Genomic DNA, 4,544 nt, shown 5'->3' with positions numbered 1-4,544 from the left:
CCCTGGGCGTGCTCGGCCGCCCCTGCGCCCGGGCCGGGCGCCGCGGTGGCGCCGAGGAGGGAGTGCCCGCCGGTGGCGGGCTCAGGCTTCCCCCGGCGCGCCACCCCCGCCCCGGTCCTCGTCCCCGACAGTGTCCTCTTCGGACGGTTCGGCGCCGAACACCGCCACGTACAGCTCGTCGATCACGGACTCGGCGGTGCGCTCGCTCGCGTCCTGCAGCGCGATGCGGCCGGACAGCGCGACCGAAGCGGCGTCGTACCCGATGCGCCAGCCGGTCGGTTCGCCGCCGCGGATCCGGGCGAGCGACACCGCCAGCCGCACCACGTCGATCGCTCCCCGCACCGACGATCCGATCCGCACGTCCGGATGCGAACGGGTACGGCGCACCAGTTCCACCACACGCTCCCGCCAGTGACCGGGAACCGCCGTCGCCCGCCGCGCCACGATGTCCGACTCCTCGGCCGAATCCTGGTACCCCATCGCGATCCGGCACACCCGGTCGTAGACGGCGGCGGAGATCCGGGCGGTGCCGATGGCGTCGAACGGGTTCATCGCGGCGACGAACCGGAACCCGTCGGCCGCCTTGACCGGCCCCAGCCGGGGCACGTGCAGTTCCCCTTCCGACATCACGGTGATGAGCACGTTGAGGGTCTCCTCCGGAATCCGGTTGATCTCCTCGACGTAGAGCAGCCCGCCCGAGCGCAGCGCCTCGATCAGCGGACCGTCCACAAAGGTCTCCGGGCCGTAGCCGGCGGCCAGTACCCTGGACGGGTCGAACTGCCCGACCAGCCGGGCCGGGGTCAGTTCGGCATTGCCTTCGACGAACACGAACGGCACGCCGCTTCGCCCGGCCAGCGCCCGCAGCAGGGTCGTCTTCCCGGTGCCGGGCGGTCCCTCCAGCAGGACGTGGGCTCCGCAGTCCAGCCCGGCGAGCAGGAGTTCGATCTCCCGCTTCCGGCCGACCACCTCCCCGGCCAGCCCGGCGGAGCGGGCCCAGTGGCCGGGGACGGGCCCCGGCCCCTGGGCGGAAGCGCCGCTCATACCGCGTCGTGCACCAGGACGCCGCGCACGTTCCTGCCCTCCAGCAGGTCGTCGTAGCCCTGGTTGATCTCGTCGAGCGTGTAGGTGCGGGTGATGATCTCGTCCAGCTTGAGATCGCCGCTCTGGTACAGGCCGAGGATCTTCGGGATGTCGGTGGTGGGGTTGCAGTCGCCGAACAGGCTCCCCTTCACGGTCTTCTTGAACAGGGTCAGGATCGACCCTGGCAGTTGGACGTTGTTCACCGCCAGCTTGTTCAGCCCGGTCAGCACGATCGTGCCGCCCTTGCCGGTGGCGTTGAACGCGCCGGTGACGATCTCCTCGGTGACGATGCCCGCGGTGACGATCGTCTTGTCCGCGCCGTTGCCGTTGGTGAACGACTGCGCGAGCGCGGCCGCCTCCTCGGCGGTGGCCACGGCGTGGGTCGCGCCGAGCTCCATCGCCTTCTCGCGCTTGTTCTCCAGCGGGTCCAGCGCGATGACGTTCTTCGCACCGGCGTAGCGCGCGCCCTGCACCGCGTTGATGCCGATGCCGCCCACCCCGGAGACGATCACCGTCTCCCCCGGCCTGACGTCGGCCGCGTTGACCGCAGAGCCCCAGCCGGTCGGCACACCGCAGCCGACCAGGACCGCCTTGTCCAGCGGAAGGTCGTCGTCGACCTTGACCACGGAGTTCTGGTGGATGGTCGAGTACTGGCTGAACGTGCCGAGCATGCACATCGCGCCGTACTCCTTGACCGGGCCGGGCCCGGTGAACGGGAAGCGCCCGCCGGGCAGGTAGCCCTCCAGGATGGTGGCGCCCATGTCGCAGATGGCCTGCTGGCCGGTGGCGCACCAGCGGCACACCCCGCAGTTCGGGATGAACGAGCAGACCACGTGGTCACCGGGCTTGACCCGGGTGACGCCCGGCCCGACCTCCTCGACGATGCCCGCGCCCTCGTGCCCGAGCACCATCGGCAGGCGGGCCTCCAGGTCGCCGTGGGCGATGTGGACGTCCGAATGACACAGACCGGCGTGGGTGTAGCGGATGAGCACCTCGCCCTCGCGGGGACCGTCGAGGTCGAGCTCGACCACCTCGATGGGCTTGCCGGCCTCGTACACCACGGCTGCCTTGGTCTTCACGGGAAACTCCTTTGTTCCGTAAGGGTTTTCGGGTGGTCGTCAGAGCGCGATGTTGACGGCCTTGGTCTGGGTGTAGAGGTCCAGCGCGGCGGCGCCGAGTTCGCGGCCCCAGCCGGACTGCTTGTAGCCGCCGAAGGGCATCGCGGTGTCGAAGCCGTTGTACTGGTTGACCCACACCGATCCGGCCTTGAGCGCCTTGGCCGTGCGGTGCGCCTTCGACACGTCGCGCGTCCACACCCCGGCCGCGAGCCCGTACTCGCTGTTGTTCGCGGCGGCCTCCACGCCCTGCTCGGCGTTGAACGGCAGCGCGGCCACGACCGGGCCGAAGATCTCCTCGCGGACGATGCTGAATTCGGGCCGCACGTCGACGAACACGGTCGGCTCGATGAAGTAGCCCCGCTCGCCCCACGGCTTGCCGCCGGTCAGCGCGCGGGCGCCGTCGGCGAGGCCTTCGCTGAGGTAGCGGGAAACGCGGTCGAACTGCTCCTGCGACACCATCGGGCCCAGCTGCGTGGCCGGGTCGAGGCCGGGGCCGATCTTGACCTGGGCCGCGGCCTCGGCGACCGCCTGGGTGAACTCGTCGAAGATCTTGTCCTCGACGAACAGGCGGGTGCCCGCCACGCAGCACTGGCCGTGGTTGAACAGCCACGCGTTGACCGAACCGGGCACCGCGATGTCGAAGTCGGCGTCGGCGAAGACCACGTTGGGGCTCTTGCCGCCCAGTTCCAGCGACACCTTCTTCAGGTTGCCCTTGGCCGCATCGACGATCTTCTTGCCCACCTCGGTGGACCCGGTGAAGGCGACCTTGTCGACGCCGTCGTGGGCGGCGATCGCGGCACCGGCGTCGCCGAAGCCGGTGACGACGTTGACCACGCCGGGCGGGAATCCGGCCTCCTCGAACAACTGCCCCAGCAGCAGCGCGGTCAGCGGGGTCTGCTCGGCGGGCTTGAGCACCACGGTGTTGCCCGCGGCCAGCGCCGGCGCGATCTTCCACGAGGCCATCAGCAGCGGGAAGTTCCACGGGATGATCTGCCCGCAGACGCCGACCGGCTCGCGCAGCGTGTAGGCGTGGAACTGGCCGTCGGGCACGAACGGCATCGACACGTTGACCGTGCTGCCCTCGATCTTGGTGGCCCACCCGGCGTAGTAGCGGAACACGTCGGCCGCCCACTCGGTGTCCACCACCTGCGCGATCATCGCGGACTTGCCGTTGTCCAGCGCTTCGAGCTGGCCGAAGATCTCGGCGCGTTCGGAGAGCAGGTCGCCGACGCGCCAGATGAGCCGCTCGCGCTCGTTCGGCTTCATCCGTGCCCACGGGCCCTCCTCGAAGGCCTTGCGGGCCGCGGCCACCGCGCGGTCGACGTCCTCGGCCTCGCCGTGCGCGACGTCGGTGATCTTCTCCCCGGTCGCGGGGTCGTAGGTCGGGAAGGTCCGTCCGGACGCGGCGGGAACCCATTCACCCCCGATCAGCAGCCCGTGCGGACCGGACAGGAACTCGCGGACCGCGGTGTGCAAGGGAAACTGGACCGTCGCCGTCACCTTGATGCCTCCTCACGTCTGTGTGATGGAGGTCATCCTCACCCGGTGGGCGGCCGCCCGACTGTTACAGAACTGAACACTCGTCGGCGATCTCGAGCGCCTGCATGCGGCGGTAGAGGGTGGTCCGGCTGATGCCCAGTTCGCGGGCGGCGCGCAGCTTGTTGCCGTCGTGGGCGTAGAGCGCGGTGATGATCGCGTTGCGTTCGGCGAGCTCCCGGCCGCCGAGCCGGCGGACCTTCGCGCTGGCCCGGTACCGGGGCGGCAGCCGGTCCATGTCGGCCACCCCGCCGCACGGCTGCCGCGCGATCCCGGCCACCACCGCCCGCAGTTCCCGCAGGTTGCCGGGCCAGGGCTGGGCGCCGAGCGCCTCCAGGACGTGCCCGGTGAACCGCACGGGCCTGCCCGGGCGTTCGGCCGCCATCATCGCCTCGGCCAGCGCGGGCAGTTCGGCCAGGCGGTCCCGCAACGGGGCCAGTGCCAGGGTGCGGTCGCACCGGGCGGCCAGCCCGGCCACGGCGGGCGGGAGCCGGTCCGCGGGGCAGGCCGTCATGGCCAGCCGGGCCGCCGGGCCCCGGTCCAGGGTTTCGCGCACGAGGACGGCCAGGCCCTCGGGCATGAGGTGGATGTCGTCGAGGACGACCACGGTGCCGTCCTGCGCGGCGAGCGTGGCGAGCCGCCCGGCCCACCGGCCCGGCTCCTCGGTCAGCGCGGACGCGGCGTCCAGCACCACCATCGGGTCGTCTCCGGCGAACCCGGCGACCGCGGTGGAGCGGCCGGTGCCCGGCTCACCGGTGACGAACAGGGTCCTGGCCACCACCGGGTCCGGCGGCGGGGCAGCCTGGGCGG

At 71.5% G+C, this 4,544-nt stretch carries 4 protein-coding genes; all 4 read right to left on the bottom strand.

Translation table 11 applies throughout. The features are described 5' to 3' along the window. Nucleotides 1-81: 81 nt before the first annotated feature. Entirely contained in the window at nt 82-1,041 is a 960-nt protein-coding gene (locus FNH05_RS32970; RefSeq protein WP_144592759.1) for an AAA family ATPase, read from the bottom strand. Further along, on the bottom strand, nt 1,038-2,159 hold the full coding sequence (locus FNH05_RS32965) for an NDMA-dependent alcohol dehydrogenase (protein WP_144592758.1): 1,122 nt from the start codon (nt 2,157-2,159) through the stop codon (nt 1,038-1,040). Before FNH05_RS32965 ends, FNH05_RS32970 begins: the two co-directional genes overlap by 4 nt. A 39-nt stretch (nt 2,160-2,198) precedes the next feature. Next, entirely contained in the window at nt 2,199-3,698 is a 1,500-nt protein-coding gene (locus tag FNH05_RS32960; RefSeq protein ID WP_144592756.1) for an aldehyde dehydrogenase family protein, read from the bottom strand. A gap of 64 nt (nt 3,699-3,762) precedes the next feature. Beyond that, a partial coding sequence (locus FNH05_RS32955) for a helix-turn-helix domain-containing protein (protein WP_281287659.1) occupies nt 3,763-4,544 on the bottom strand: 782 nt, incomplete at its 5' end.

Source organism: Amycolatopsis rhizosphaerae (assembly GCF_007713715.1).
Taxonomy (GTDB): Bacteria; Actinomycetota; Actinomycetes; order Mycobacteriales; family Pseudonocardiaceae; genus Amycolatopsis_E; species Amycolatopsis_E rhizosphaerae.
This window is presented reverse-complemented; position numbering and strand designations above follow the sequence as displayed.

Excerpts from the sequence above, each read along its gene's own strand:
- FNH05_RS32970 (WP_144592759.1), bottom strand. The coding sequence starts at position 1,041 with ATGAGCGGCGCTTCCGCCCAGGGGCCGGGGCCCGTCCCCGGCCACTGG.